Source organism: Pantoea sp. Z09 (genome assembly GCF_022394795.1).
Classification (GTDB): Bacteria; Pseudomonadota; Gammaproteobacteria; order Enterobacterales; family Enterobacteriaceae; genus Pantoea; species Pantoea latae.
The window spans coordinates 2639913-2666307 of the sequence record NZ_CP092373.1; the positions used below are offsets into that span (position 1 = coordinate 2639913).

The following is a 26395-nucleotide window of genomic DNA, read 5'->3' on the forward strand; positions in this document are numbered from 1 at the left end:
GGACGCCGGTAACAGGGTTATTCGACCACCGCCGCGCCGTGGACGTTATTCACCACCAGCCCCGCCTTCTGCTTTTTATAGGCCAGCGCCGCCGCCGGCACCGGCGCAGCCTTGCCGGTTTCCAGCCAGTCGCGCAGACGGTTGGCGTCGGCGAAATGGGTATATTTGCCGAACGCGTCCAGCACCACCAGCGCCACCGGCCGGTTATTGATCGTGGTGCGCATCGCCAGGCAGTGGCCCGCCTCGTCGGTGTAGCCGGTTTTGGTCAGCTGAATGCGCCAGTCATTTTTATAGACCAGATGGTTGGTGTTGCGGAACGGCAGCGCATAGCTCGGATGGGTAAAGACGGCGGTCTCTTCTTTGGTGGTGCTCAGCTGACCAAGCAGTGGATAGTCGCGCGTGGCGCGCAGCAGCTTAACCAGATCCTCCGCGCTGGAGACGTTTTGCGTCGACAGGCCGGTCGGCTCGACGTAGCGCGTGTGGGTCATGCCCAGCGCACGCGCTTTGGCGTTCATGGCGCGAATAAAGGCGTCGTAGCCACCGGGATAGTGATGCGCCAGGCTGGCCGCCGCGCGGTTCTCCGACGACATCAGCGCCAGCAGCATCATATTGCGGCGGCTGATTTCGCTGTTGAGTTTGACGCGGGAGAAGACGCCGCGCATCTCAGGCGTGTGGCTGATATCCACCGAAATCGGCTCATCCAGCGACTGCTTCGCATCCAGCGCCACCATCACCGTCATCAGCTTGGTGATCGAGGCGATAGGCCGAACGCGGTTGGGATGGCTGGAGAAAAGCACTTTCCCCGTATTAAGGTCGACAATCATCGCGCTGCCTGAGGCGATTTGCGGCTCGGCGACCGGCGCCAGCTGAGAAAGTGAGGTTGCCGCCTGGGCGGGCGCAATGGCCGCCTGGCCGCCGAACAGCAGCGCCAGCGAAAGCAGTGAATAGCGAATGGTTACAGGCATCTTATAAAAAGACCGATTAAGACAGTACGCCGTGTCAGACACAGGCCGCCCGCCGCAAAGCCAATCACGCGGAGGCTGGCAGGGGCATAATACGCGGAAGCGTAAGAAATTTCCTGGTGAGAATGTTTCCGACCGTTAAAAAAAAGCGTTCCGCGACGCTAAGCCGGCGGAACGCCTGGTGAGCTGAGCGGCGCGTTAAAAGAGTCGCGGCCCGTAGCCCCACAGCACCACGGTCAGCGCCAGCAGCACCTCAAACACCAGCACGCCGATGGCCAGCGTCGAGCCGGAGAAGCGCAGGCTTTCGTCGCGGTCGATATTCAGGAACAGCGGAATGCCGAGATAGAGCAGATAGCCGGTATAGACCAGCGCCAGCGCGCCCACCAGCACGCAGAGCCAGACCAGCGGATAAAGCGCCACCAGGCCGCTTAAAAACAGCGGCGTCGCCACATAGCCGGCAAACACGGTGCAGCGCTGTATGCTGGGCCGCTGCGGGTAGTCGCGCGCCATCCAGTGGATCACGCGCCCCATCACCGCCACGCCGCCTAAGATAATCAGGTAAAACAGGACGCCGAGCGCAATGCCGGTCAGCAGGTTGAGTTGAATAAATTGCCCTTCGCCCAGGTTCCAGCCCAGCTGCGTGGTGCCGATAAAGGCGCAGATCACCGGGATCGCTGCCATCAGCAGAACGTGGTGGGTGTAGTGGTGCGAAACGCTCTCGTTCTCTTGCTTGATATCACGCATCTCCCGATCGGGATGCGCCATAAGACCCCAGACATGGTTCATATCATCACCTCTCTGATGCGATAAGCCGCCTTATCCATGCCGAGCGATTTTTCAGGCAGCGTCACTGAAGTATAAACGGGGTTGCTGCTTTTGTAGCCAGCGCGCCGGCGATCGGCAAAAAATTGTCGCGCCGCGCGTCGTCGGCCGGAAGGATTGGCCGAAGCGGTATAGAATGTAGAGATCGCGGACAAAGCAGGGAGTTCACTTTTGCATTTCGATATCAATGGATTAATTACGCAGTACGGCTACCTGGCGATGCTGATCGGCTGTATCGCCGAGGGCGAAACCTTTACCCTGCTGGGCGGCGTCGCGGCGCATGAAGGGCTGCTGAATTTTGGCGGCGTGGTGCTGGCGGCGATGGCCGGCGGGGTGATCGGCGATGAACTGCTCTACTGGATCGGCCGTCGCTACGGCACAAAGATCCTGCGCAAGCTGAAAAAACATCAGGACAAAGTGGTCAAGGCGAACCGCCTGATCCAGCGTCATCCCAGCCTGTTTGTTATTGGCGTGCGCTTTATGTACGGCTTTCGCATTATCGGCCCGATTATCATCGGCGCCAGTCACTTGAAGCCGATGAAGTTTTTCCTGCTCAATATCGTCGGTGCAGCGATCTGGGCGACCATCTTCGTCGCCCTGGGCTACTTTGCCGGCGGCATGATCGCCCCCTGGCTGCACAAGCTCGACCAGCACCTGAAACATATTCTGTGGCTGGTCGCGGCGGTGATCTTCGCCTTTGCGCTGCGTTGGGTGATCCGTCGCTGGAACACCCGCCGCGCCGGTTAGATATCTTTCCCGCCGTAGAACTGCGGATTGGCCAGCATAAAGCCGCCGTCGACGATAAAAGATTGTCCGGTGGTGTAGCTGGCCCACTCCGAGCAGAGCCAGGCAACCAGGCTGGCGATCTCGCGCACGTCGCCGGGCCGCCCAATCGGGATTTCCGGCGTCTTGATCTTCTGCGCGTCGCCGTCGCCCATGTTGTTCATCGGCGTGGCAATGGCGCCGGGCGCCACTGAATTCACCAGAATATTCTCTTTGATCAGGCTGATGGCCATCGATTTGGTCAGGCCGCCCATGGCGTGCTTCGCCGCCGTGTAGGCGACAGCGTCCGGCAGCGGCGTATGCTCATGCACCGAGGTAATATTGATGATGCGCCCGCCGTCGCCCTGCTCCACCATTTTGCGCGCGGCGATTTGGCCGCACACAAAGGCGCCGTCGACGTCGACGCTGAACACCTTGCGCCACTCGTCAAACGGCGTCTCGAGGAAGGGCGATTTGGCGTTGGCGCCGGCGTTGTTCACCAGCGCGTCGATGCGCCCTAACCTGTCGATCAGCGCCGAGAGCGCGCGGCCACCTTCTTGCGGATCGGCGAGATCGAGGTGAATGATTTCGGCGCGGCGGCCCTTATCGCGCACCAGGCGCGCGGTCTCCTGCGCTCCCGCTTCGTCGGAACGCCAGGTGATGCCGAGATCGTAGCCCAGATCCGCCAGCATCAGGGCGCTGGCGCGGCCAATGCCGGAGTCGGATGCGGTGACGACGGCGACTTTGGTCTGTGGTGTGGTCATAGTTGCTTCCTCAGGGTGTCGGGTAAGCTGAAGTATAGAAGCTCTCCGCGGTTGTCCAGCCGCCGCCTCCTGAGCCGCTTTGTCTATAGTTAACAGATTGCCCGCTATGGAGATGAGGATGAGCAAGATAAAACGCCCGATTGAAGATCACGGCATCATTGGCGATCTGCGCACCTGCGCGCTGGTGGCGAACGACGGCACCATCGATTATCTCTGCTGGCCGGCGCTCGACAGCCCGTCGGTGTTCGCCGCGCTGCTCGACAGCGACGACGCGGGACTCTTTTCGCTGGCGCCGGAGTGGAAAAACGTGCGGCGTCAGCAGCTCTATCTGCCCGACACCAACATTCTCCAGACGCGCTGGCTGGGCGAGGAAGGCGTCGCGGAGATCACCGACTATATGCCGATCTGCGACGACGCGAAAAAACAGCCGCGCCTGATCCGCCGCGTCAAAATGGTGCGCGGCAGCGCCTGGTTCACCATGCGCTGCGCACCGCGTCACGACTACGCGCGCGCCTCGACCCGCGCGCAGGCGGAAGGCGACTGCGTCGATTTTTACGCCGAGGATCAGCCAACGCTACGCCTCGCCGCCACGGTGCCGCTGAGCTGCGACGCGCACGCTGCTACGGCGCGTTTTCAACTCCAGTCGGGTGAGCACGTCGAGTTCGAGTTCAGTAATCAGCAGGACGCGCGCATCGGCGCCGTCGCCACCGAAACCTGCTTTGAAGAAACCATTAACTACTGGCGACGCTGGAGCAAAAAAAGCAACTACAGCGGACGCTGGCAGGAGATGGTGCAGCGCTCGGCGCTGGCGCTGAAGCTGCTTACCTCCAGCCAGCACGGCTCTATTGCCGCCGCCGCCACCTTCGGCCTGCCGGAAGAGCTGGGCGGCGAGCGCAACTGGGACTATCGCGCCTCCTGGATCCGCGACGCCTCGTTCAGCATGTATGCGCTGATGCGCCTCGGCTACGTGGACGAAGCGAAACACTTTACCCGCTGGGTCGGCCGCTGCGTCGAGAACAGCCATCATGACGAGATGCGTTTGCAGGTGATGTACCGTCTCGACAGCGGCATCGAACTGCACGAAATCGAGCTGCTTAACCTCTCCGGCTACGCCGACTCGCGGCCGGTGCGCATCGGCAACGACGCCTGGCAGCAGACGCAGCTCGATATTTACGGCGAGCTGATGGATGCGGTCTATCTGGCGAATAAGTATGGCGAAGCGATCTCGGAGCGCGGCTGGCAGCACGTGGCGCAGATGATCGACATGGTATGCGAAAACTGGAATCAGCCCGACGCCGGTATCTGGGAGATGCGCGGCGAGCCGGAGCACTTTCTGCACTCGCGCCTGATGTGCTGGGTGGCGCTGGACCGCGCGCTGCGTCTCGGCATGAAGCGCTCGCTGCCGATGCCCTACGCCCGCTGGGACAGCGCGCGCAGCGAGATCCGCGCCGATATCTGGCAAAACTTCTGGAACGCCGAGCGCGGCCACTTTGTCTCGACGCGTCACGGCGACTATCTCGACGCCTCAATGCTGCTGATGCCGCTGGTGCGCTTCGTCGGCGCCACCGATCCAGAATGGCTGTCGACGCTCGACGCCATCAAGCGTGAGTTGGTGAGCGACGGCATGGTGCGCCGCTACAATATCGACGAGACGCCCGCCGACGGCCTGACCGGCTCGGAAGGATCGTTCGGCGCCTGTTCCTTCTGGTATGTGGAGTGTCTGGCGCGCGCCGGGCGCATCCATGAGGCGCATTTCGAGTTTGAAAAGCTGCTGAGCTACGCCAATCCGCTCGGTCTGTATGCTGAGGAGTTTGACAGCCACGGCCGCGCGCTGGGCAATATGCCGCAGGCGCTGACGCACCTGGCGCTGATCAGCGCCGCCTTTTTTCTCAACCGGAAACTGAGCGGCGAGGTGACCTTATGGCAGCCCTGACGGCCCCGATGACACAGCTGGATACCTAAAGTCTGCGCTGGCTGCTAAAATCCTGATTCACAACATCGAAACAATGCCCATATAATGTGCAGCCGGTCACGCTGACCGGTACGGGTTCGATAAACTGACAAGCCTGCTAACAGGCCATAACGACTTGTAAAATATGAAAATGATTCGCGCGTTCGCTTCAATGGCTCTGGCGCTGGCTGCATTCAGTCAGTCCGCCTTCGCTGTGGTTTACCCCTTACCAGCCGCCAACAGCCGTCTGGTTGGGCAAAATATTGAGATCACCGTCCCGCAGGATAACAAGCTGCCGCTGGAAGCCTTTGCGGCGCAATACCAGATGGGCCTCAGCAATATGCTGGAAGCCAACCCTGGCATGGATGTCTATCTGCCGCAGGCGGGCAAAAAAATGATCGTTCCGCAGCAGTTGATTCTGCCTGACGCCCCGCGCGAAGGCATTGTGATCAACAGCGCGGAGATGCGCCTCTACTATTACCCGAAAGGCACCAAAACCGTGGTTGTGCTGCCGATCGGTATCGGCGAGTTGGGCAAAGATACCCCGATCAACTGGACCACCTCAGTGCAGCGTAAGAAAGCGGGCCCGACCTGGACGCCGACCAAAGCGATGCACGCGGAGTACGCCTCGCGCGGCGAGAACCTGCCGGAAGTCTTCCCGGCTGGCCCGGACAACCCGATGGGCCTCTACGCGCTCTATATCGGTCGTCTCTACGCCATCCACGGCACCAACGCCAATTTCGGCATCGGCCTGCGCGTCAGCCACGGCTGCGTGCGTCTGCGCGCCGACGATATCAAATGGCTGTTTGAAAACGTGCCGGTCGGCACGCGCGTGCAGTTTATCGACCAGCCGGTGAAGGCCACGGTGGAGCCGGACGGTTCGCGCTATGTCGAGGTGCACAACCCGCTCTCTACCACTGAAGAGCAGTTTAACTCGCGCGAAGTGGTGCCGATTACCCTGACTTCGGCAGTGACCAAAGTGATCACCGACGCCAGCGTCAGCCAGGATCAGGTTAACGCCGCGATTCAGAACCGCACCGGGATGCCGACGAAAGTCAACGGCGTTGCCGACAGCGTGCAGACCGCACCGACCGAGGTGCCGGAAGCGCCGGGCGCGCAGCCGAAAGAGGAGCCGATGACGCCGGTAACGCCGCAGGGCGCGAACGTCGTCGACCCGAATGCGGCGCCGCAGCCGCAGCCCGCTGCCGCTGATAATCCGTCATAAGGTTATCTCGCTGAAAAAAAGCCCGCAATTAGCGGGCTTTTTTACGGGCGGACTACCCTCGCGCCTGGCCAGCCTGTTTAAATTTTGGTTCGGGCAGCAGCGCGGGCGTGGAGTCCTGATAGCGCAGCCAGTTATCCCACTGGTTATGGATGCGCAGCTCGATAAGCTGGATAGCGCGATCGGCGCCCATCACGCCCCTAATAGTGCCGCCTTGCCAGTAGGTTGCGGTGGCGGCGGAGGCCTTCTCTTCCAGCGCGTCCCAGGCGTTATTTTCCGCCTCGAACGCCGCCAGCTGTTCCTGGCTTTGTTCTGCCGGCTCATCGCCGTTCTCGGCAAGGCGCTTCCTTATCGCCGTCAGATAGTGCCCCTTAACGGCTTCCACCTGCGCCTTCATCTCTCCATAGCACGCGTTCATATCGAGGGTGGTTTGCTGGGGATTATCCGGACAGCTTATCTGGAAGATCTCTGCGCCGTTCTCCAGGGTGCTGCCCGGTAAAGCAGCCCGCTCCGTCGCGGCAAAAACCGGCGCCGCCAGGCTGACCAGCAGCAGCGCGCCGGTGGTGTGAATAAGCGTCCTCAGCATAACACCTCCTCTTGTTTGAAAAGCTAAGCGGCTCTGAATTCATCGCCGCTAAACGTGGGCCGGCAAGGCCGCTCCTGGTTACTTCTTCTTATTCAGCATCGACTTTAAATCGGCAAACGGATTATAGGTGGCTTCACCCACCTCTTTTTGCGCATCCTCTCCCGCCACCACGCGGGTGCCGTACTGATCCGCTTCGGTATATTTTGAGTGCTCGTGGTCATGACAATAGAGACACAGCAGCTCCCAGTTGCTGCCATCTTCCGGGTTGTTGGTATGGTCATGGTCGATATGATGCACGGTTAATTCGCGCAGGTTGGAGTAGACAAACTCACGCGCGCAGCGTCCGCAAACCCAGGGATAGATTTTTAATGCCTTCTCACGGTAGCCGCTTTCCAGCCGCGCGTAGTTTTTGGGGATAAGAGCCATGGTCGATGTTACCTGTCAGAGAAAAATCGTGTTGCCGGGATAGTCTGGCTAACAAGGTACATCAAGTTGACTGCCGCGTCCGCTCTATGTTGCGAGTCGTAGCGGTTGCGGGGGCGGCAGACGCCGCCCCGCGCTATCAGGATTTGGGGAAGATCCACAGATGGTTTTCAGGCAGCGCCAGGTGGCAGTGCTGCGGATCGCGCACCTCGCTGCCGTAGGCGCGGATGACGAAATCGTCGCCCGCGGTGCGGAACAGGTATTCCCAGCGATCGCCAAGGTACATGCTGGTGAGCAGCGGCAGTTCCAGCTGGTTTTCGCCCGGCCCCTCTACCAGCTTCACGCGCTCGACCCGGATCACCGCCGTGGCCTCCTGGCCGAGCTGCACCCCTTCGCCCGCCTTGCCCCACAGCGTCCAGCCCTTACCCTCGATGCGCGCGTTGCCGTCGCGCAGCTCGGTGATTTTCCCGTGCAGCCGGTTGTTGCTGCCCATAAACTCGGCGGTAAAGAGGGTTTTAGGCGATCCGTACATCTCCTGCGGCGTGCCCTGCTGCTCGATCCTGCCGTTATTCAGCAGCAGGATGCGATCGGAAATCGCCATCGCCTCGTTTTGATCGTGCGTGACCATCAGCGCGGAGAGGCCGAGTTTAATAATCAGCTCGCGCAGAAAGACGCGCGCCTCTTCGCGCAGTTTGGCGTCGAGGTTCGACAGCGGCTCATCCAGCAGGATCACCGGCGGGTTATAGACCAGCGCGCGGCCAATCGCAACGCGCTGCTGCTGTCCGCCGGAGAGCTGGTGCGGATGGCGCTTGCCAAGATGGCCCAGCCCCAGCTGGTTCAGCACATCCTGCACCCGTTGCGCGATCTCCGTCGAGGGCACCTTGCGCAGCTTAAGCGGATAGGCCACGTTCTCGAACACCGTTTTATGCGGCCACAGCGCGTAGGACTGGAACACCAGCCCCAGATTACGCTCTTCCGCCGGGATCTCGCTGCGCGGCGTACCGGCGTAAACCCGGTTTTTGCCGATAACGATGGTGCCCTGCGTCGGTTTTTCCAGCCCGGCCACGGCGCGCAGCAGCGTGGTTTTGCCGCTGCCGGAGGGGCCCAGCAGCGAAACCACCTCGCCGCGCTGCAGGTTCATGGAGACCCCTTTCAGCACCGGGTTGTCGCCATAGGTTAAATGCAGATCTTCTACCGATAACTCAGTCATGTAATTTAACTCCGAATCGCAGGGCGATACCCAGACCGACCACCACCAGCAGGATGTTGATAAAAGAGAGCGCGGCGACGATATCAATGGCGCCCGCCGCCCACAGGGAAACCAGCATCGAGCCGATGGTTTCCGTACCGGGCGAAAGCAGGTAAACGCCGGTAGAGTATTCACGTTCAAAAATCAGAAACATCAGCAGCCAAGAGCCAATCAGGCCGTAGCGCGAGAGCGGAATGGTAACGTGACGCGTAATCTGCCCGCGCGTGGCGCCGGTGCTGCGCGCCGCCTCCTCCAGCTCCGGCCCAACCTGCAGCAGCGTCGAGGAGATCAGCCGCAGGCCATACGCCATCCACACCACGGTGTAGGCGAGCCAGACGCTGAAGATGGTGCTGCGCAGCGAACGCAGCCAGACGACCAGGTTATCGCGCAGCCACTGCGACCAGGCGAAGTCGGAGAGCCAGCCTGACTTCAGCGCGTTGTCCAGCCACAGCGGCAGGAACAGAAACACCCAGAGAAACGCCAGGCCCGCCAGCAGCCCCGGCACCGCGCGCGGCACCAGCACGCTGTAGTCGAGAAAGCGCGTGGTGTTGTCGGGCTTACGGTGCATGGCGATGCCGATAAACAGATAGCATCCCACCGCCAGCGCGCCGCCGATGACGCCGATCGCCATTGAGTTGACGATGGCGCGCAGCAGGTTCGGCTGTGCCCAGATGGTCTGGAAGGTTTTGACCGACAGCTCATCCCACAGCGAAACGCCGACGCCCCAGTTAGAGATAAAGGCGCGCAGCACCACGCCGATCAGCGGCACGCCGATGGTTACCGTCAGCCAGAACGCCACCACCGCGCCCGCCACCCAGCGCCATTTCCCCAGCGGCAGGGCGCGCGACTGGGAGGCTTTGCCCTTTAGCGTCACGAAACGGTTGGCGGTGCGCATCAGGCGACGCTGCAGCATCACCAGCGGGATGGTGATGCAGATCAGCACTACCGCCACCGCGGCCATCAGGTGATAGGAAGGCGTGCCGAGCTTATTGGTCAGCTGATAGAGATAGGTGGCGAGCACCATGTTGCCTTCTGGATCGCCCAGCACCAGCATCAGGCCAAACACCTCCAGCCCGAGGAAAAACAGCAGCACGATGGCGTAGAGAATTGAGGGACGCACCATCGGCAGGCTCACCGCGGTCATCACCTGCAGCGGCGAGGCGCCGGCGATGCGCGCGGCCTCTTCCACATCCGAGCCGACGCTGCGCAGCGCCGAAGAGATATAGAGATAGGCGTGAGGAACGTGCGTCAGGCCGGCAATCACCACGATGCTCGACATGTCGTAGATGTTCCACGGCACGAAGCCGAGCAGAGACTGCGCCCAGAGCGAAAAGAAGCCGACCGGCCCGGCGGCCACCACATAGCCGAACCCCAGCACCATCGGCGAGACGAAAATCGGCACGAGGATCAGCGGCTCGATAATGCGCCTGCCTGGTAAGTCGGTACGCACCATCAGGAACGCCAGAATGCCGCCCAGCGGAATGGCGATCGCCACCAGCCCAAAGGCGAGAATAAAGCCGCTTCTCAGCGCCTTATAAAAATCGGGATCGGTAAAAATAAATTCAAACGACTCCAGGCTCCACGCCTTCGACGGCGCAAAAAACGGCGCGGATAAAAAACTCTGGATAACAATAAACGACAGCGGAACGTAGATAACCAGCGCGGTTATCAGCACCACCACGCCACGCGGCAGGCTTTGCCACTTTCTGCGCAATGCACTCATATCGAGACCCTGAATGGCGAAATCAAGAGAAAGAGAAGCGCGGCGCAGCGGGCCGCGCTTCCGTACTGCCGTTATTTACCGGCGGCCGCGCGCCACTGTTTGATGTAATCGAGACGTTTTTTCGGCTGCAGATACTCCAGCAGCGTTTCGTCCACCCGGATCGGCTTCAGCGCGTTGCCAGCCATTTTGGTCAGGCCGTCAATGTCGTTTTTGCCTTCGATATCGTTGCGCAGCGAGGGGATGTCAGACTGGTTCGCCAGGATGCTCTGCCCCTTCTCTGAGAGCACGTAGTCGAGCCACAGCTTCGCCGCATGGCTGTTTTGCGCCTGCTGGCTGATAAAGGAGACGCGCGACAGCACCAGCATATAATCCTTCGGATAGGCGATACCCAGCGACGGATCGGTTTTGGCGCGTGCCTCCGCGTAGGAGCCGAGGATGTTGAAGCCAATCAGGTTTTCGCCGGACGACACCCTTTCCATCATGGTGCCGGTAGAGGACTGCACCGCCAGGCCACCTTTGGCCACGTCGGCCAGGGTGGTGAAGTAGTGCGGATCGGCTTTGGAATCCTGCACCGACAGCATAAAGCCGAGGCCCGATTTCTCAATATCGTAGGTGGTGACTTTGCTTTTGAATTTGTCGGTCTGGCTGGCGATCAGCTTTGCCAGCGCGGCGTGCGAGTCGGGCACGTCGCCGGCGGGGATCAGCCGTTTGTTATAGATGATCACCACCGGCTCGTAGGTGGTGCCGTAGGCCCTGTTTTTCCACACCGCCCACTTCGGCAGCTGCGGCAGCTCCGGAGACTGATACTCCTGCGCGTAGTCGGTGGCCAGCTTCAGGCCGGTGTCCATAGAGGAACTCCACACCACGTCGCCGCTGGTGCCGCCCGAGGCCTGCTCGCTGATAAAACGGTTGTACAGCTCGGTGCTGTTCATATCGTTGTATTCAACCTTGATGCCGGGATAGGCGGCCTCAAACCCTTTAATCAGCGGCCCGGCGGCTTTGGTGTCGGTAGTAGAGTAGATCACCACCTTGCCTTCTTTCGTTGCGCCGTCAATGACGCTTTGATAGTCCGCCGGATAGCCCTGTGGCGGCGCAGAGAAGGCGGAGCAGGAGAAGAGTACGGTCGCGGCTACCAGAGAAAGAGAAGATCTGTTCGACATTATATTTAACCTTTTAGTTACACTTTGGGAACTAAAGGTCAACATAGCCGATCGCTCTGGCGAGACAAGAGGTGGCGGAGCGTTATCTTCGCGAAGTGTGATTATTGGCGGTTTTTCGGCAATTAACACCATTAAAACCGCGCCCTCGCCCGCGCCCGATCACCCGCTTTTGCGATAGAGCCGCCGCGGGTGGCCGATGTTGCCGTACTGCATCTCCACGCCGATAAAGCCGATCTCTACGCAGTACTCCAGATAGCGGCGTCCCGTGGTTTTGCTGATGCCGACGCTTTCTACCACCTGCTCCACCGACCAGCTGCTGCCGGGCGCCTCGCTGAAGACGCGCTTCACCCGCTCCAGCGTCAGCGACTCGATGCCTTTGGTCGACGGCGCTGCCGGCGCCTCGCTGGCCGGCAAATTAAACAGCCGGTCCAGCGCGTGCTGATCGACCTTTTTCATCTGGCGCATCGTCTGCACCAGCAGCATAAAGCGTTCCAGCGAGGCGCGCAGGCGATGAAAAAACACCGGCTTAAGCAGATAGTCCAGCGCGCCACTGCGCATCGCGTGGCTGCAGGTTTGCATGTCGCTGGCAGCGGTGATGAAAATCACCGAGCATTCAAAGCGCTTCAGCAGCGGATCGTCGATCAGGCTGACGCCCTGGCCGTCCGGCAGATAGTTGTCGAGCAGCACCAGGCGCGGCTGATGCTGTTCGATCAGCTGGCGCGCCTGCGCCAGCGTGGCGGCAATGCCCACCACGCGCAGATGAAAATGGTGTTCGATAAACTCGCGATGCAGATCGGCCAGATGCGGCTCATCTTCCACAATCACGACATTAAGCGCTTTTGCGTTGCTCATAGGGCGATCCCTGTCGATGCGGGAGGCTGAAACGGAATAAACACTGAGAAAATAGTGCCCTGCGGCGAATTCTCTTCGATTTCGATACTGCCGCCCGCCTGATGCACATAGCTCGCCGCCAGATAGAGGCCGATGCCGTGCTCCGCGCCGAGCAGATCGTCGTCGCGGGCGGGCTTGCTGGTGACGCCCTGCTCGAACAGATGCGGTTTTAACGCCTCATCCACGCCGCAGCCCTGATCGGCCACCTCGATCACCAGCTCGTGGTTGCGATCGGAAATATAGAGTTCTACCGGCGGCGCCGGTCGGCTAACGCTGAGCGTGGCGTCGACGGCGTTATCCAGCACGTTTCCCACCACCGACATCAGCGCGGTTTCGCTGATGGCGGCGGGCAGACGGCTCAGCTGACAGGCGGGGTCGAATTTCAGCTCGACGCCCTTCTCGCGCGCGCCGACATATTTTCCCAGCAGCAGCCCGCACAGCGCGGGCGAGGTGAAGCGCGCCGAGACAAAATCGAGCACCTGCTGCGCCCCGGCGGACTGCGCCTGAATGTAGCGCATCGCGTCGTCGTAACGCTGCATCTGCAGCAGGCCCACCAGCGTGGCGGTCCAGTTAAGCTGCTCATGGCGCATAATGCGCAGGCTGTCCGCATAGCGTTTGACCTGGCTAAGCTGGCTGCTCAGGGTATTAATATCGTTTTTATCGCGAAAGCTGCACACCCAGCCGCCGGGCTCGCCGGGTTGCAGATCGATCGCCACCCGATTGACGATCACCTGGCGCTGATTAAGCACGGTGATGCGATCGTGCTGCCGACCGCTCTCGTCGCCGACGGGCTGGCTGAGAAAGGCGGGATGGATCTGAATGACCTCATCGAGCGGCTTGCCCAGCAGCTCGCTCTCGCTGCGATCGATAGCCAGCAGCTCTCTGGCGGCGCGGTTGATCAAAATCAGCTGCCGCTCGGCGTTGACGGCGAACACCCCTTCATACATCGCCTCTAGCAGCGCTTTCTGCTGCAGCACCAGCAGCGCGATATCTTTCGGCTCCAGCCAGAACATCTGTTTTTTAAGGTTGCGGCTAAACATCCACGAAAAAAGAAACAGCAGCAATAGCAGCGCCAGCCCATACAGGCTCGCCTGCCACAGCAGGCTAACGTTGATATTGGCGATATAGGAGGTGAGATAGCCCACCGAGACGATGCCGATCACCTGATGCTGCGCGTCGAAGATGGGCGCTTTGCTGCGCAGAGAGACGCCGATGCCTCCTTTGCGCACCGAAATAATGGTCTTCCCCTGCAGCACCTCTGCGTTGTCGCCGCCAATCAGCGGCAGATTAAGGCGCTCGGGCGATTCGGAGTGGTAGAGATGCTGCTGATGCACGTCGCCGATGACGATATAGCTGGCGTCGCTTTGATCGCGCAGCGGCTGGATTAGCCTGGCGATAGCGGCGAGGTCGCGGCTCGCCACCTTCTCCGCCAGCCCGGGCATCAGCGCGATTTCGCTCGCCTGCACCCGCGCGCGCTGCCCTAAATCGTGATGCAGCTGGCGGTCGATAAAATGAAACAGAATGACGCCCTGCAGCGCCAGCAGCAGGCAGGAGAACAGCACCAGCGAGAGAAAGAGTTTTACCTGAAAAGGGTATCGGCGTTTCATACAACCTGTCGTCAAGCACGGCGGAAGCGAGGCATGGAGAGAGACTAGCACGGCGACCGGCGGGCGATGACCGGCGAAAGCGGGAGTTGTGAGCTGGCTAGCGTCTCGCCGCGCGACCAGCGCTACTTTTTCGGCCGTCGCAGCGCCAGCCAGCCCGCGCCGCAGGTAAAGGCGAGCACCACCAGCACCAGGATAACAAAGCCGTGCGGGTTGCCCGCCAGCGGCACGCCGCCGACGTTCATGCCGAAGAAGCCGGCAACGATATTGATCGGCAGCGCCAGCACGGTAATGGCGGTTAACAGAAACAGCGTGCGGTTGCTCTGCTCCATCAGGCGCGCCGCAATCTCCTCCTGCAACAGGCGAATGCGCTCCATCAGGCTGGCCAGGTCGTTCAGCACCACGCTGAACTCCTCGGTGAACGCGCGCAGATCGCGCAGGGTATCGCGGTTCAGCCAGGCGGGCGGCCGATTCAGCAGGCGGAACAGTGCGGCCGGTTCCGGCGCCAGCAGGCTCTGGATGCGCAGCAGCATACGCCGCAGCTGCCCCAGCTCGCTGCGATTCGCCTTGATCGCCGGGCTGAGCAGCCGCTCCTCAATGGCATCCACCGCCAAACTGATGCGCCGCACCACCTGCTCCAGCTGGCGCTCCTGCTCGCCGAGCAGGCTGAGCAGCATCTCTTCAGCGTTGCGAAAGGCGCACGACTGCAGGCGCTGGTGCATCCGTTCAATCATATCGACCTGACGGTAGCGCGCGCTCACCAGCAGCTGACGACGACACCAGATCCACAGCGTGGCGTTCTGCGCACCGGGCTCTTCCCGACTAAAGGTGACGTCGTTGAGGATCGCCAGCAGCGCCTCGCCCTGCTCCGCCAGGCGAGTGCGCGACGAGGCGGAATGGATCTCTTCGAAGAAATCTTCATCAACCTGAAAATGGCGCTGAACCCAGTGCTGGGCGCGGGCGTGATTGAGGTTGATATGCAGCCAGAGGAATTCGCCGTCGCGGCGCGGCTCTGCGGCAATCTGCACCGCGTCGCGCGCGTTGAGACGGCGCGGCGGCGCCTCTGGTGAGATCAGGTAGCCGTGGATCAAACCCGCCACGTCGTCGTCAAAACTGGATTTATCAGGGGCAAACACCATGGATGGCATAACTATCAGAGCGGACCAGATCCACAGCCTGCTACAGCCTGATGACAGCACAATGACAACGGCCGCGCCACTTCATTGTTCTGTCATATAAAGCGCGTATCCCTTGCCAGTAATGGGCGCGAACAGGGCGCGCCTGCCACTCTCCACCGAGGTGTTTATGAGCGAAAACAGCTTATCGTCATCCCCATCGGTTGCCGGCCGTCCCAATCTAGCGGGCAAGCGCAACCGGTTTTCCAGACCGCTGTTCCTGATTTTACTGGTTGCCGGACTCTCTTTCGCCGGCTTCAACCTGTTCAGCGACGTGCAGGAGACCGACACGCCGGTCACCAGCTACGTGCCCTTCTTGCTGCTGGGCCTGGCGCTGGTGATCGCGCTCGGGTTTGAGTTCGTTAACGGCTTTCACGACACCGCCAACGCGGTGGCGACGGTGATCTACACCCACTCGCTGACGCCCGGCGTGGCGGTGGTCTGGTCCGGGCTGTGCAACTTTCTCGGCGTGCTGCTCTCCAGCGGCGTGGTGGCGTTCGGCATTATCTCGCTGCTGCCGGTGGAGCTGATTTTGCAGGCGGGCAGCGGCGGCGGCTTCGCCATGGTCTATGCGCTGCTCTTCTCCGCCATTATCTGGAACCTGGGCACCTGGTATTTGGGCCTGCCCTCCTCCTCATCCCACACGCTGATCGGCTCGATTATCGGCGTCGGCGTCGCCAACGCGCTGCTGCACGGCCGCAGCGGCATGAGCGGCGTCGACTGGGATCAGGCGATTAAGATCGGCTACTCGCTGATCCTCTCGCCGCTGGTGGGCTTTATCTGCGCCGCGCTGCTGCTGCTGGCAATGAAGGCGTTTATCCGCAACCGCGACCTCTATGAGGCGCCAAAAAGCGACGCGCCGCCGCCCGCCTGGATCCGCGGCCTGCTGATCCTCACCTGCACCGGCGTCTCGTTCGCCCACGGCTCCAACGACGGCCAGAAAGGCATGGGGCTGATTATGCTGATTCTGGTGGGCACCATGCCGATCGCCTATGCGCTGAACCGCTCGCTGCCGCCAGATCAGATCCCGCGCGTGGCGGCGCTGGCGCAGGTAACGGAAAACCAGCTGCTGCAATTGCAGCCTGCCAGCGCGCAGCAGCCCGCCGCGCGCGACGTGCTCACCGACTATGTGCGCAGCAACCAGATGACCCCCAACGTGCTGCCCGCGCTGGCGCTGACGCTGGGCGATATCAGCGATCAGATCCGCCGCTACGGCTCGATGGAGAATATTCCGGCGCAGGCGGTCTCCAACACCCGCAACCAGATGTACCTGACCTCGGAGTCGATCAAGCATATTCAGGCGAATAAGGTGGCGATGCCGGAAGAGACGCAGCGCAATCTGACGGCGATCAAGCAGGAGCTGGACAGCGCCACGCGCTTTATTCCGATGTGGGTGAAAGTGGTGGTGGCGATTGCGCTCGGCCTTGGCACCATGGTGGGCTGGCGACGCATTGTGGTCACCGTTGGCGAGCGCATCGGCAAAACCCACCTCAACTATGCGCAGGGCGCCAGCGCCGAACTGGTGGCGATGGCGACCATCGGCGCGGCGGACAGCTTCGGCCTGCCGGTCTCCACCACCCACGTGCTCTCCTCGGGCGTGGCGGGCAGCATGGCGGCGAACCGCTCGGGTTTACAGCTCGCCACGCTGCGCAATCTGGCGATGGCGTGGATTTTGACGCTGCCGGTCTCTGTCCTGCTGGCCGCCGGGCTCTACGCCCTGTTCTCGCAGTTCTGACGCTGGCGGCGCGACGCTATGCCGCGCCGCTGTCGCGCTGCGTCAGACGCAGCGTGATGGCGAAGGCGCCCAGCACCATCATCGCCGCCGCCAGATAGACCGACTGCATGCCCCAGTAGCCAATCAACAAGCCCGCCACCGGGCCGGTCAGGCCGAGCCCCAAATCGAGAAACGCCGAGTAGACGCCGAGCGCCGAGCCCTGATCCTGCCGTTCGACCTGCTTCACCGCCTCCACGCCCAGCGCCGGGAAAATCAGCGAGAAGCCGCAGCCGGTCAGCAGCGCGCCGAGATCCACCAGCACGCTGCTTTCTGCCTGCCAGATAATCAGCAGCCCGGCGCACTCCAGCAGAAACGAGAGCAGCGCGACGCGCAGCCCGCCGAAGCGCGTAATGGTGCGGCTGAACAGCAGGCGAAACAGCACAAAGCCGAGGCTGAACAGCGACAGCGCGAAGGCGGCGCCGCTCCAGTCGCGGCTGGCGAAATAGAGGGTAATAAAGGTCGAGATCACGCCGAAGCCGATGGTGCCGAAGCCGAGCGCCAGGCCGAACAGCCAGACGCGCGAAAAGACGCGGTGAAAGGGAATGCGCTGCCCCTGATTCACCTCGACCGCCGGTTTGCGGCTCGCCAGCAGGTAGCCCACCACGCCCATCACCGCCACCAGCCCGGCAAAGCCGCTGATGCCGAGCCCCTGATTGAGCAGCACGCCGAGCGGCGCGCCGATCGCCATCGCCAGATAGGTGGCGACGCCGTTCCAGGAGATGACGCGCGCCGTCTGCAGCGGTCCGACGATATTCATGCCCCACAGCGTGGAGCCGGTGCTGCTAAAGCTTTCGCCGACGCCGAGGAACAGGCGGCCGATCGCCAGCAGCAGCAGGCTGAGCCACGGCCAGTCGCGGCACAGCGCGGCGGCGATGGTCAGCACGCCGCTCATGCCGCACAGCAGCGTGCCGAGCATCACCACCCGCTTCGGCCCCAGACGATCCGCCAGCCGGCCCGACTGCGGACGGCTCAGCAGCGTGGCGAAATATTGCAGGCTGATGATCAGCCCCGCCATAAAGGAGCTGAAGCCGAGCTGGTTATGCACGAAGCCCGGCAGCACCGCCAGCGGCAGCCCGACAGAGAGATAGCAGAAGAAGGTGAAGATCAGAACAGAGAGAATGCGTTTGTTGAGTTGACCGTTAGTCAGTACCGCGACATCAGACATAGCAGGCTGGCTTGTTGTGAAAAATGGCTTTCACTATACGCTTAGCCTGCTAACGGGTCGCCTGAATTTTTGTCACAGGGCCAGCGAAAGCGCCTGTTGGTCAATCGCTTCGGCGATAGCAGAGGAGTGTTTCAGCGTGCGGATAGTGGTGAACAGGCCGTCAGCCTGCGGATAGGCTTTGCGCAGGTAGCCGAGCCACTGCTTGATGCGCGCGACGTGGTAGAGGCCGGTGTCGCCCTGCTTCTCCAGCCGCGCGTATTTCTGCAGCAGCGTCACCACGTCGGGCCAGGCCATCGGCGCCTCGTTATACTTCACCACCCGACTGAGATTTGGCACGTTAAGCGCGCCGCGACCGATCATCACCGCATCACAGCCGGTGGCGTTCATGCACGCCTGCGCACTCTGCCAGTCCCAGATCTCGCCGTTCGCCACCACTGGAATACGCAGCCGCTGGCGGATCTCACCAATCGCCTGCCAGTTGATCGCCTCGGCGCGGTAGCCATCCTCTTTGGTGCGGCCGTGCACCACCAGCTCGCTGGCGCCCGCCTGCTGCACCGCGTCGGCGATTTCAAAGCGCCGCTCGCCGGAATCCCAGCCGAGCCGCACTTTTACCGTGATCGGCAGATGCGCCGGCACCGCCTCGCGCATCGCTTTCGCGCCGCGGTAGATCAGTTCCGGATCTTTCAGCAGTGTGGCGCCGCCGCCGCTGCCGTTAACCAGCTTCGACGGACAGCCGCAGTTGAGATCGACGCCCCACGAGCCTAATTCCGCCGCGCGCGCCGCATTCTCCGCCAGCCATTCAGGATACTGCCCGAGCAGCTGCAAACGCACCCGCGTGCCGGATGGCGTGCGGCTGCTGTTGTGCAGCTCGGGACAGAGCCGGTAAAAGGATTTTACCGGCAGCAGCTGATCCACCACGCGCAAAAACTCGGTGACGCAGAGGTCGTAGTCGTTGACCTCGCTCAGCAGCTCGCGCACCAGCGAATCCAGCACGCCCTCCATCGGGGCAAGCAACACCCGCATGGCGTTACGCGGTTCCGGTTTTCTTCGCAGCCGGACGACGCGACGGACGCGCAGGCCTGTCACCCTGCGCAGGCTGGCCCTGACGGCGCGGCTGCGGCGCACGTTTGTCGCCCTGCGGACGTGCAGATGACGGCGCGCCGCCCTGTCCGCGACCGCGACCGCGCGGCTGCTGCTGCTGTCCGCGACCGTTCTGAATCGGCTCCGCTTTGATGCTCGGATCCGGCTCGTAGCCCGGCACCGCCATACGCGGGATCTCACGCTTCAGCAGACGCTCGATGTCGCGCAGCAGCTTGTGCTCGTCGACGCAGACCAACGAGAGCGCGGCGCCGGTGGCGGCGGCGCGACCGGTACGGCCGATGCGGTGCACGTAATCTTCCGCCACGTTCGGCAGTTCATAGTTCACCACGTGCGGCAGCTCTTCGATATCGAGACCGCGCGCGGCGATATCGGTGGCGACCAGCACGCGGATGGCGCCGGTTTTAAAGTCGGCCAGCGCGCGGGTACGGGCGCCCTGGCTTTTATTGCCGTGGATCGCCGCCGCGGTGATGCCATCTTTGTTCAGCTGTTCCGCCAGGTGGTTGGCGCCGTGCTTGGTGCGGGTAAACACCAGCACCTGCTGCCAGTTGCCTTCGCCGATCAGCTGTGAGAGCAGTTCCCGTTTGCGCTTTTTGTCGACGAAGTGCACCAGCTGCGACACCTGCTCAGAGGCTGTGTTGCGGCGCGCCACTTCAACCTGCTCCGGGTTGTGCAGCAGTTTTTCCGCCAGGGTTTTGATGTCGTCGGAGAAGGTGGCCGAGAAAAGCAGGTTCTGACGCTTCGCCGGCAGCTTCGCCAGCACGCGGCGGATGTCGTGAATAAAGCCCATATCGAGCATGCGATCCGCTTCGTCCAGCACCAGCACTTCGATCTGCGACAGATCGACCGCGTTCTGGTGCTCCAGATCGAGCAGACGGCCCGGCGTGGCGACCAGAATATCGACGCCGCCGCGCAGCTTCATCATCTGCGGGTTAATGCTGACGCCGCCAAACACCACCAGCGAACGCAGCTCGAGGTATTTACTGTAGTCGCGCACGTTTTCGCCGATCTGGGCGGCCAGTTCGCGCGTCGGGGTCAGGATCAGGGCGCGCACCGGACGGCGACCGCGGCCCGATGCGGCCTGAGTAGAAAGTTTTTGCAGCAGCGGCAGCGTAAAGCCAGCGGTTTTGCCGGTGCCGGTTTGCGCGCTGGCCAGCAGATCGCGGCCGGAGAGCACCACAGGGATCGCCTGGCGCTGAATAGGCGTAGGTTCACGGTAGCCCTGTTCAGCGACCGCACGCAAAATATCGGCACTCAGGCCGAGAGAGTCAAAAGACATTAAGTGTGTTACTCCGGTCCGCCCTGACCGCGATTCACGGTGTAGTTTTCAGGGGGGAAAGTGACGCCAGCCGGGGGCTAACGTGTGAAAAGGGCACAAACTACGATGCGTAAGGCAGGCAGTGTAGCAGCTTTCGCCGCAGGGTGCGAGAAGGCCGCAAACAACAAGGCCACCCGAAGGTGGCCCTGTGGCGAACGCGGCGCGTTAGCTGCGTTTCTTCTGGATACGTCCTGGCGGCTCTTTCGCCAGCAGCGAAACCAGCGCCGGTCCCACCAGCATCACTACGCCCAGCGTGCCGATCAGCAACGCGTTGTGGACATAGCGCGAGACGATAAACAGCGTCATCATCGCCGCGCCAAAGTAGTAAGTGGTGGTCGCTTCTTCAAGATAATCACCGATGCGACGCAAACGAACACTACGCTGCAGGACCAGCATGGCGATAAACACCACGGCATAGGCGGCTACCAGCGTGCTGCACACTTCGGTCAGGGCTTTGTGCTGCCAGCCCCAGACCAGCGCGGCGATCACCAGCGCGTGCATGGCGATATGCACGCAGGTTTGTCCGGTGATGATTTGAACACGATTAGACCATTTCATTCTTTTCTCCTGGCAGACCCAACGGGTCGCCCAAGTGCAACCGGCCCAGGCCGGAAACGGTTTCCTCACTGTAAAGCAATTTTCGGACAACGCCCTAAATTTCCATCCTCATCCGCACCCGTTTGTGACAAAGACTACACTTTACTTCTGTTGCTGATGAAAAGGAGTGCGTCGAGAGTATGCCACAAACTAAGCAAGGATTTTCCCTTAAAGTCCTGACGATCAATACCCACAAGGGATTTACCACCTTTAACCGGCGCTTTATCCTGCCGGAACTGCGTGAAGCGGTTCGCGCCACCTCGGCGGATATCGTCTTTTTGCAGGAGGTGATGGGCACGCATGCCATCCATCCTTTACACCATGAGAACTGGCCTGGCACGCCGCACTACGAGTTTCTGGCCGACACCATGTGGAACGATTTCGCCTACGGGCGCAACGCCGTCTATCCGGAGGGGCACCATGGGAACGCGATTTTGTCACGCTTTCCCATCCAGGAGTATGAAAATCGTGATATTTCTGTTGCAGGAAGTGAAAATCGCGGCATGTTGCACTGCCAGATCGCCCTGCCAGAACCGCACGGCACGCTGCACGTTATCTGCGTGCATCTCGGGCTGAAAGCGGCGCACCGCCACGCGCAGATGAAGATGATGTGCGAGATGGTCGCCTCGCTGCCGCCTGACGCGCCGCTGGTGGTCGCCGGGGATTTCAACGACTGGCAGCTGCGCGCCAACCGCATTCTGAAGCACGGCGCGGGGCTAAAAGAGGTGTTTAGCATGAAGCACGGCCGGCCGGCGCGCACCTTTCCGGCGCGCTTTCCGCTGTTACGCCTCGATCGCATCTACGTGCGCAACGCCACCGTCAGTCACCCCTGGGCGCTGCCGCGCCGTCCCTGGTCGCACCTGTCCGATCACGCCCCGCTCGCCGTGGAGATCCACCTATGAATTTTGAATGGCGAGATGGCAATCAGCTGCGCCTGCTGGAGAACGGCGAACAATTTTTCCCGCGCGTGTTCGGCGCGATACAGCGCGCCGAGCGCAGCGTGCTGCTGGAAACCTTTATCCTGTTTGAGGACGATGTCGGCAACGCGCTGCACCGCGAGCTGCTGGCCGCCGCGCAGCGCGGCGTGAAGATCGAGGTGATGGTAGACGGCTATGGCTCGCCGGATCTCTCCGATAACTTCGTCAACAGCCTGACGGCGGAGGGCGTGCGCTTCATCTATTACGATCCGCGCCCGCTGGTGATGGGGATGCGCACCAACGTCTTCCGCCGCCTGCACCGTAAAACCGTGGTGGTGGACGACACCATCGCCTTTGTTGGCGGCATTAACTTCTCCGCCGAGCACAACACCAGCTACGGACCGGAGGCGAAGCAGGACTACGCCGTCGAGGTCAAAGGCCCCATCGTGGCGGATATCACCCGCTACGTGCGCGAGGCGATGGGCAGCGAAGCGGTGACGCGCCGCTGGTGGGGCGGCCGATCCCAGCGCCCCGCCGTCAACGCCACGCCCGGCAACGCGCAGGTGCTGTTCGTCTATCGCGACAACGATGAGCATCGCGACGATATCGAAAAGCACTATCTTGATATGCTGCGCACCGCCAAAGAGGATGTGATTATCGCCAACGCCTACTTTTTTCCCGGCTACCGTCTGCTGCGCGAGATGCGCAGCGCGGCGCAGCGCGGCGTGCGGGTCAGGCTGATCGTGCAGGGCGAGCCCGATATGCCGATCGTCAAGGTTGGCGCGGAGCTGCTCTACAACTATCTGGTGGATGCCGGCGTCGAGGTCTATGAATATATTCGCCGCCCGCTGCACGGCAAAGTGGCGGTGCAGGATCGCCAGTGGGCCACCGTCGGCTCCAGCAACCTCGATCCGCTCAGTTTGTCGCTTAACCTCGAAGCCAACCTGATTATCTACGATCGCGATTTCAACCAGACGCTGCGCAATAATCTGGAGCAGCTGCTGGCGAAAGATTGCCAGCGCGTGCAGGAGGATCGGCTGCCGCCGCGCAACTGGTGGCAGCTGACCAAAAGCGTGGTGGTGTTTCACTTCTTACGCCATTTCCCGGCGATCGCCGGCTGGCTGCCCGCGCATACGCCGCTGATTGCGCAGGTCGATCCGCCGGTTCAGCCGGAAATGGAGACGCAGGACCGGGTCGAAACAGACAATGAAGGGGCAAAATCCTGATGGCGGAAAAACATCCTAAGTGGAAGCTGGCAAAAAAGGTGCTCACCTGGCTCTTTTTTATCGCGGTGATCGTGCTGCTGGTGGTCTATGCCCGCAAGGTCAACTGGGAAGATGTCTACAACGTTATCGTCAACTATAACCGCCTGGCGGTATTGAGCGCCGTGGCGCTGGTGATCGTCAGCTACCTCACCTACGGCTGCTACGACCTGATCGGCCGCGCCTACTGCGGCCACAAGCTGGCGAAGCGCCAGGTGATGCTGGTGTCGTTTATCTGCTACGCCTTTAACCTGACGCTCAGCACCTGGGTTGGCGGCGTGGCGATGCGCTACCGGCTCTATTCGCGACTGGGACTGGACAGCGCCACCATCACGCGCATTTTCTCGCTCAGCATCGCCACCAACTGGCTCGGCTATATCCTGCTGGCGGGCATAGTGTTTAGTGCGGGCATGGTGCCGATCCCCGGCGGCTGGTTTATCGGCGAGACCACACTGCGCATTATCGGCGTGGTGCTGCTGGCGGTGGTGGCGGTCTTTCTCTGGGCCTGCGCCTTTTCAAAGCGCCGCAAGTGGAACATTCGACGTCAGACGCTGCAGCTGCCGTCGCTGCGCATGGCGCTGTTTCAGTTCGCGGTCTCCTCCGCTAACTGGCTGGTAATGGGCGCGATTATCTGGCTGCTGCTGGCGCGTCAGGTGGATTATCCCATCGTGCTCGGCGTGCTGCTGATTAGCAGTATCGCAGGGGTGATTATTCATATCCCGGCGGGCATCGGCGTGCTGGAGGCGGTGTTCCTGGCGCTGCTGAGCGGGCAGCACGCGTCGCACGGCACCATTATCGCCGCGCTGCTCGCCTATCGCGTGCTCTACTTTATCCTGCCGCTGCTGCTGGCGCTGGTGCTCTATCTGATGCTGGAGAGTCGCGCGAAGCATCTTCGCGCGAAGAATGAACAGAAACTGCAGAAGAGTGCGTAACGCAGATTCGCCCCATCCCCCTGTCAGGGATGGGGCCTCTCGTTAACGGCGGTTGCCGAAGATGCGCAGCAGCATCAGGAACAGGTTGATAAAGTCGAGGTAGAGCTTCAGCGCGCCCATGATGGAGTAGCGGCGCAGCGATTCGCGGTCGCGCACGTCGATCTGCTCGCCCATCTGGCGCAGCTGCTGGGTGTCATAGGCAGTCAGACCCACAAACACCACCACGCCGATATAGGTAATCGCCCACATCAGCGCCGGGCTTTTCAGCCAGAAGTTCACCAGCGACGCCAGCACAATACCGATTAGCGCCATAAACAGCAGACTGCCGAAGCGGCTCAGGTCGCGTTTGGTGGTGTAGCCGTAGAAGCTCATGGCGCCGAACATTCCCGCCGTCACAAAGAAGGTGCTGGCGATAGAGGTGTAGGTGTAGGCGAGGAAGATGCTGGCCATCGTCAGCCCGGTGAGCACCGAATAGAGCATAAACAGTCCGGTCGCCAGCGCGCCGCTCAGGCGATGCACCATGCCCGAGAGCACGAACACCACCGCCAGCTGGGCGATAATCAGGCCGAAGAAGGTCATCCGGTTAGAGAAAATGAAGAACATAATGCGCTCGTTGCCGGCCGCATACCAGGAGACAAAGGCGGTCAGCAGCAGGCCGCAGGTCATCCAGCCGTAAACCTGGGCCATAAAAGTCTGCAGGCCGGTGGCGGCGGGCTGCACGAGCGAGTCATTGCGTGGATATCGGTCCATGATGCACCTCATGTTGGTGAAAAGGCGTCGGAAAACCGACGGACAGGCTTAAGTGTGGCACAGCACGCCTTAACTGCGCCACAATGCCGCACTCAGCGGCGCGACAGGCAGCTCTGATAACGGCTGTCGACGCGCTGGGCGAACCAGGCCGTGGTGAGATTACGGGTGATTTTCGGGCTCTCCAGCTTGATGCCCGGCAGCATCTCGCGCGGCAGCGGCCGCCCGGCCATCTTATCCGCCAGCGCGAAGACCTGCTTCCACAGCGTGCTGTCGCTAAAGCTCGCCTGCTCCCCTTTCTCCAGGTCGCGGCGGATGGCGCTGTCGCTCATGTCGATCTGCTTGGCCAGCGTGCGCACCGCCAGCTCCGTCGCGCCCGCCTTGTCCGACCCATAGAGGATCAGATCGCCGTCCAGCGCCAGCTTCATGCCGGTAGCGCGCGCCACCGCCGCCTGGAACGCGGCGTTGCGGCTGGCGTACCAGCCGGCGTTAAAGTCGGCGAAGCGGTAGATCGGTTTACTGTAGTCCGCCGGGTAGCCCAGCAGATGCATAATGCCGAAGTACATGCCGCCGTGACGGGTAAAGACCTCGCGGCGGATAGAGCCGTCGATCGGCCAGGGATAGCCTTTGGCGTGCGCTTCGGCGAAGCTGATGCTGACCTGCATCGGGCCGCCGGTGTGAATCGGATTGAGGTTGCCGAACAGCGTCTGCCCCATCGGCACCATATCGATAAAATCGTCGAAAATCGCGCTCAGCTCTTTTTCGCTACGCACCTTATCGAGCCGCGCCGCATAACTTTCGCCGTTTGAGGATTTAATCATCAGCGCGGTGCGCACCACAAACGCCGGCACATGCACCTTCGCCGCACGGCGATCGATTTCGCCCCAGGCGATTTTCGGCAGGCCGGGCACCGCCGCCTCGGCGCTGAAGTTCGACTCCTGATCCGCCACGGCGATAGCGGCGCACAGGTTGCTGACGCTGGGGTCGAGCTGCTGGGTGCGGAACGCGGTGTAGATATCGGTGGCCCAGCCCGGCTTGTCGCTGACGTGGGCGGGCAGCAGACGCTGGATCTGCGCCTTGACGTCGGCCGGCTGGCGCGCCGGCGCCTCGGGCGTTTTTTTGGTGCTACAGCCCGCCAGCACCAGCGCGGCGAGCAGCGAGAAACGTTTAAGCGAAAATGACACTGAGAGAGCGCTCCCTGCAGGAAAACAAACCCTTACCTTAGCACTGACGCGCCGACAAACCATCAGACAGGGCGTAAATTCCCGCCTTGCCGTCGCGCTTGCGAATC

General features: G+C 61.6%; 24 protein-coding genes. 7 read left to right on the plus strand and 17 right to left on the minus strand.

Annotated features, from left to right (window positions below; translation table 11 throughout):
• Positions 1-17 precede the first annotated feature (17 nt).
• Positions 18-965 carry a D-alanyl-D-alanine endopeptidase gene (pbpG, locus tag MC269_RS12610; protein WP_239952615.1) on the minus strand — a complete coding sequence of 316 codons (948 nt, stop codon included), beginning with the start codon at positions 963-965 and terminating at the stop codon, positions 18-20.
• A 195-nt stretch (positions 966-1160) separates the two neighbouring features.
• Complete coding sequence (locus MC269_RS12615) at positions 1161-1748, minus strand: Yip1 family protein (RefSeq protein ID WP_081136111.1); 588 nt, start codon at positions 1746-1748, stop codon at positions 1161-1163.
• Positions 1749-1955: 207 nt separating this feature from the next.
• On the opposite strand from MC269_RS12615, the gene MC269_RS12620 reads away from it, so the two are divergent.
• Positions 1956-2531, plus strand: a complete 576-nt coding sequence (locus tag MC269_RS12620) for a DedA family protein (protein WP_081136113.1) — start codon at positions 1956-1958, stop codon at positions 2529-2531.
• Here MC269_RS12620 and MC269_RS12625 read toward each other — a convergent pair.
• Positions 2528-3310 (minus strand): SDR family oxidoreductase, encoded by a 783-nt coding sequence (locus MC269_RS12625; RefSeq protein ID WP_081136115.1) that lies wholly within the window; start codon positions 3308-3310, stop codon positions 2528-2530. The genes MC269_RS12620 and MC269_RS12625 overlap by 4 nt on opposite strands.
• 118 nt (positions 3311-3428) lie before the next feature.
• Here MC269_RS12625 and MC269_RS12630 point away from each other — a divergent pair, with 118 nt between their 5' ends.
• A complete protein-coding gene (locus tag MC269_RS12630) occupies positions 3429-5243 on the plus strand; it encodes a glycoside hydrolase family 15 protein (protein WP_239952616.1) in 1815 nt (604 codons plus the stop codon).
• Positions 5244-5406: 163 nt separating this feature from the next.
• A complete protein-coding gene (locus MC269_RS12635) occupies positions 5407-6486 on the plus strand; it encodes a L,D-transpeptidase family protein (protein ID WP_239952617.1) in 1080 nt (359 codons plus the stop codon).
• Positions 6487-6538: 52 nt separating this feature from the next.
• On the opposite strand, the gene MC269_RS12640 is transcribed toward MC269_RS12635, so the two are convergent.
• From MC269_RS12640 to MC269_RS12675, 8 genes are all read right to left on the minus strand, one after another.
• On the minus strand, positions 6539-7069 hold the full coding sequence (locus MC269_RS12640) for a lysozyme inhibitor LprI family protein (RefSeq protein WP_239952618.1): 531 nt from the start codon (positions 7067-7069) through the stop codon (positions 6539-6541).
• 78 nt (positions 7070-7147) lie between these two features.
• On the minus strand, positions 7148-7495 hold the full coding sequence (gene yajD / locus MC269_RS12645; RefSeq protein WP_081136124.1) for an HNH nuclease YajD: 348 nt from the start codon (positions 7493-7495) through the stop codon (positions 7148-7150).
• A 136-nt stretch (positions 7496-7631) separates the two neighbouring features.
• Positions 7632-8702, minus strand: a complete 1071-nt coding sequence (locus MC269_RS12650) for an ABC transporter ATP-binding protein (protein ID WP_239952619.1) — start codon at positions 8700-8702, stop codon at positions 7632-7634.
• On the minus strand, positions 8695-10464 hold the full coding sequence (locus MC269_RS12655) for an iron ABC transporter permease (RefSeq protein ID WP_239952620.1): 1770 nt from the start codon (positions 10462-10464) through the stop codon (positions 8695-8697). The genes MC269_RS12650 and MC269_RS12655 overlap by 8 nt, the downstream gene beginning before the upstream one ends.
• Positions 10465-10535: 71 nt before the next feature.
• On the minus strand, positions 10536-11624 hold the full coding sequence (locus MC269_RS12660) for an ABC transporter substrate-binding protein (protein WP_239952621.1): 1089 nt from the start codon (positions 11622-11624) through the stop codon (positions 10536-10538).
• A gap of 159 nt (positions 11625-11783) precedes the next feature.
• The gene (locus tag MC269_RS12665; RefSeq protein ID WP_081136135.1) at positions 11784-12476 is read right to left on the minus strand and encodes a response regulator; all 693 of its coding nucleotides are present in this window, start codon (positions 12474-12476) and stop codon (positions 11784-11786) included.
• Positions 12473-14122 carry a sensor histidine kinase gene (locus MC269_RS12670; RefSeq protein ID WP_239952622.1) on the minus strand — a complete coding sequence of 550 codons (1650 nt, stop codon included), beginning with the start codon at positions 14120-14122 and terminating at the stop codon, positions 12473-12475. The genes MC269_RS12665 and MC269_RS12670 overlap by 4 nt, the downstream gene beginning before the upstream one ends.
• A 122-nt stretch (positions 14123-14244) precedes the next feature.
• Positions 14245-15258, minus strand: coding sequence for a transporter (locus tag MC269_RS12675; RefSeq protein ID WP_239952623.1), 1014 nt, complete (start codon positions 15256-15258; stop codon positions 14245-14247).
• 166 nt (positions 15259-15424) lie between these two features.
• On the opposite strand from MC269_RS12675, the gene MC269_RS12680 reads away from it, so the two are divergent.
• On the plus strand, positions 15425-17029 hold the full coding sequence (locus MC269_RS12680; protein WP_239952624.1) for an inorganic phosphate transporter: 1605 nt from the start codon (positions 15425-15427) through the stop codon (positions 17027-17029).
• A gap of 16 nt (positions 17030-17045) precedes the next feature.
• Here the strand turns inward: MC269_RS12680 and MC269_RS12685 are convergent, their stop codons facing one another.
• The 4 genes from MC269_RS12685 to MC269_RS12700 all read right to left on the minus strand — a co-directional run bounded on the left by MC269_RS12685 (position 17046) and on the right by MC269_RS12700 (position 21207).
• Positions 17046-18233, minus strand: a complete 1188-nt coding sequence (locus MC269_RS12685) for an MFS transporter (protein ID WP_239952625.1) — start codon at positions 18231-18233, stop codon at positions 17046-17048.
• Between the two features lie 72 nt (positions 18234-18305).
• Positions 18306-19256, minus strand: coding sequence for a tRNA dihydrouridine(16) synthase DusC (gene dusC / locus MC269_RS12690; RefSeq protein ID WP_239952626.1), 951 nt, complete (start codon positions 19254-19256; stop codon positions 18306-18308).
• Between the two features lie 4 nt (positions 19257-19260).
• Positions 19261-20610, minus strand: a complete 1350-nt coding sequence (gene rhlE, locus MC269_RS12695; RefSeq protein WP_081136148.1) for an ATP-dependent RNA helicase RhlE — start codon at positions 20608-20610, stop codon at positions 19261-19263.
• Positions 20611-20814: 204 nt separating this feature from the next.
• The gene (locus MC269_RS12700; protein ID WP_081136150.1) at positions 20815-21207 is read right to left on the minus strand and encodes a YbhQ family protein; all 393 of its coding nucleotides are present in this window, start codon (positions 21205-21207) and stop codon (positions 20815-20817) included.
• 179 nt (positions 21208-21386) lie between these two features.
• Between MC269_RS12700 and MC269_RS12705 the strand changes: the two genes are divergently transcribed.
• The 3 genes from MC269_RS12705 to MC269_RS12715 are packed head-to-tail and all read left to right on the plus strand — an operon-like array spanning position 21387 to position 24357.
• Positions 21387-22148, plus strand: coding sequence for an endonuclease/exonuclease/phosphatase family protein (locus MC269_RS12705; protein ID WP_081136153.1), 762 nt, complete (start codon positions 21387-21389; stop codon positions 22146-22148).
• Positions 22145-23389 carry a cardiolipin synthase ClsB gene (clsB, locus tag MC269_RS12710; RefSeq protein ID WP_239952627.1) on the plus strand — a complete coding sequence of 415 codons (1245 nt, stop codon included), beginning with the start codon at positions 22145-22147 and terminating at the stop codon, positions 23387-23389. Before MC269_RS12705 ends, clsB begins: the two co-directional genes overlap by 4 nt.
• Positions 23389-24357: a lysylphosphatidylglycerol synthase domain-containing protein gene (locus MC269_RS12715; RefSeq protein WP_239952628.1), complete on the plus strand. Its 969-nt coding sequence runs from the start codon at positions 23389-23391 to the stop codon at positions 24355-24357. Before clsB ends, MC269_RS12715 begins: the two co-directional genes overlap by 1 nt.
• 42 nt (positions 24358-24399) lie before the next feature.
• Here the strand turns inward: MC269_RS12715 and MC269_RS12720 are convergent, their stop codons facing one another.
• Both MC269_RS12720 and MC269_RS12725 read right to left on the minus strand, forming a co-directional pair.
• Positions 24400-25107, minus strand: a complete 708-nt coding sequence (locus MC269_RS12720; RefSeq protein WP_081136162.1) for a Bax inhibitor-1/YccA family protein — start codon at positions 25105-25107, stop codon at positions 24400-24402.
• Between the two features lie 92 nt (positions 25108-25199).
• Entirely contained in the window at positions 25200-26288 is a 1089-nt protein-coding gene (locus MC269_RS12725) for a DUF1615 domain-containing protein (protein ID WP_371824342.1), read from the minus strand.
• Between the last annotated feature and the right edge of the window lie 107 nt (positions 26289-26395).